Origin of the sequence: Acidisphaera rubrifaciens HS-AP3, assembly GCF_000964365.1 — a bacterium.
In the GTDB taxonomy this organism is placed as follows: Bacteria; Pseudomonadota; Alphaproteobacteria; order Acetobacterales; family Acetobacteraceae; genus Acidisphaera; species Acidisphaera rubrifaciens.
Genome location: NZ_BANB01000192.1, coordinates 1 through 1,672, shown reverse-complemented (window position 1 = coordinate 1,672; position 1,672 = coordinate 1). Strand labels below are relative to the sequence as shown.

At 73.3% G+C, this 1,672-nt stretch carries 2 protein-coding genes and 1 pseudogene; all 3 read left to right on the top strand.

All coding sequences use genetic code 11. The features are described from left to right. The coding region (locus B8460_RS06905) for an OmpA family protein (protein WP_148360422.1) at nucleotides 1-388 on the top strand (388 nt) is incomplete at its 5' end. 134 nt (nucleotides 389-522) lie between these two features. Next, the gene (locus tag B8460_RS06900) at nucleotides 523-1,005 is read left to right on the top strand and encodes a hypothetical protein (RefSeq protein ID WP_048860846.1); all 483 of its coding nucleotides are present in this window, start codon (nucleotides 523-525) and stop codon (nucleotides 1,003-1,005) included. A 104-nt stretch (nucleotides 1,006-1,109) separates the two neighbouring features. Beyond that, a pseudogene (locus B8460_RS06895) lies at nucleotides 1,110-1,672 on the top strand (hypothetical protein); the annotation flags it as partial.

Below are 1,672 nucleotides of genomic sequence, written 5' to 3'. Positions count from 1 at the left end.
GCCGGCGCCGGTGACCGCCGCCGCCGCCGCGACCGCCCCGGCGCCGAAGCCGGCAGGTGCGGACAAGCTGGTGGTGTCGTTCGCGCAGGGCGGCGCCACGCTGACGCCGCAGGCGGAAGCCCAGCTGGACACCGCGGCCCGCACCTATCGCGACGGCCATCCGCTGATGATGTATGTGGCCGGCTACACCGACAAACAAGGGTCGGAACTGGCCAACCTGATGCTGGCCGCCCGCCGCGCGGAGGCGGTCAAGGCCGGGCTGATCGCCCGCGGCATCCCCGCCGACCGGCTGGAGGCGACCGCGCTGGGCGATGCGAATCCCGTCGTGCCGACGGCCGACGACACCCCGGAACCCGCCAACCGCCGCGTCGTCATCACCTGGAAGTAACCGCGACGCGGGCCGCCGCCGCTTGACGCATATTTCGCGCCGCCGGCCCCGCAGCGTGATTGCGGGGCCGTATCGCCGGTGAAACCGTCCGCCTGCACCCCGGTGTGGGATGACGGCGGAAAGGCGGACAGGCGATGGACCTCGACACACCCTCTTTTGTCGATCCGGATGAGGCGACCGCGCAGGAAGACGCGGTCCCGCCTCCCGAACGGCTGCTGCTGATGCTGGTCGGCCGCGAAAGCCGGCTGCCGGACGGCTGCCGGCGGCTGTGCGACCTGCTGGGCTATGAGGTGATCGCGGTCAGCGACGCCGACGACCTCATCACCGCCTTGAAGTTTCGCCGCCCCGCGGCCGTCCTGTGCGAGGAGGAGCTGGCCGGCATCACCTCCTGGTTCCTGCTGGCGCGCCTCGCGCATGCGGGCTGCAACCCGGACGTGGTGGTCGAGGCGCGCGCCGACGATCCCGATCTCCGCGCGGCCTTCGCGGCCTGTCAGGATCTGCTCGGGCTGACGCATGTGCGGACCGTGGCGCACCGTCTGCGTCCGGACGACGTGGGCGAGCTGCTGGGCCGCGCGACCCTGCGCGCCCATGGCGGCGCGGCCGCGACACGGCATTGAAGACGCCGCGAAAATAATTTCGCCTCATGGCTCGCCACCGCCGGAATACACGTTAAGGTAGTATTTCCCTTACGAAATACTCCCGCTAACCGGTGAGTCTTGCCATGGATGCGCTCGTCGAACGGACACCGGCCGCAGCCGTCCCCGCGCCGGCGCCGCACCCCGCTACCTTGCCGCCGGTCGCCCTGCGGGTGCGGCTTCTCGGCACGATGGACGCGGTGACCGGGGACGGGCTGTCGGTGCTGCCGCGCGCGCGCAAGGCCCGCGCCCTGCTGGCCGTCCTGGTCCTGCTCGCGCCGGAGAAGGTCGCGCGGGCCACCCTGGCGGGCCTGCTGTGGAGCCGCAGTCGTGGCGCGCAGGCGCGCGGCTCGCTGCGTCAGGCGCTGGCGGAGCTGCAGGACGCCCTCGCGTCGGGCGGCATCGAGGGGTTGCGCAACGGCCGCGAGCATCTGTGCCTCGCGCCCGACGGCGTCACGACGGACCTTCCCGCCCCGGGCGACGCCGCGACGGCGCGGCTGCTGGAGGATCTGCGCGACGTCGATCCGGCCTTCGACGCGTGGGTGCGCGCCCGCATCGACGCGCGGTTGGCACCCCCGCCCGCGCCCGCCCGGCCGGGCGGAGGCGTCAGCGGCGATCGACCGCGCCTCGGCCTGATGGGCCTGCGGGC